The following is a 353-nucleotide window of genomic DNA, read 5'->3' as shown; positions in this document are numbered from 1 at the left end:
GGGTGGAGCGCTACATGCGCGAAGCGCGCAGCGAATTGCTGTGTGGGCGCCCCAGCGATGTGCTGTTCCCCAGCCTGCGGGGCGAGCAAATGACCCGCCAGACCTTCAGGCACCGCATCAAGCACCAAGCCAAGGTCGCCGGGATCGGTAAGACCCTGTCGCCCCACACCTTGCGCCATGCATTCGCCACCCATTTGCTCAACCATGGCGCCGATCTGCGCGTGGTGCAGTTATTGCTTGGTCATTCGGACATCTCCACCACGCAAATCTATACCCATGTCGCAAGGGAACGTCTGAAACATCTGCATGCGCAACATCATCCCCGAGGCTGAAAATCTTGCATCGGCCGTATC

General features: G+C 59.8%; 1 protein-coding gene. It reads left to right on the top strand.

Going from position 1 to position 353, the window contains the following annotated elements; all coding sequences use genetic code 11:
* Nucleotides 1-332: tyrosine-type recombinase/integrase (locus EE949_RS18280; protein ID WP_164666799.1), on the top strand; the 332-nt coding region annotated here is incomplete at its 5' end.
* Nucleotides 333-353: the final 21 nt, after the last annotated feature.

Origin of the sequence: Pseudomonas viridiflava (genome assembly GCF_900602065.1) — a bacterium.
GTDB lineage: Bacteria > Pseudomonadota > Gammaproteobacteria > Pseudomonadales > Pseudomonadaceae > Aquipseudomonas.
The sequence above is the reverse complement of the archived record's forward strand: the minus strand, read 5'-3'. Positions and strand labels throughout refer to the sequence as shown.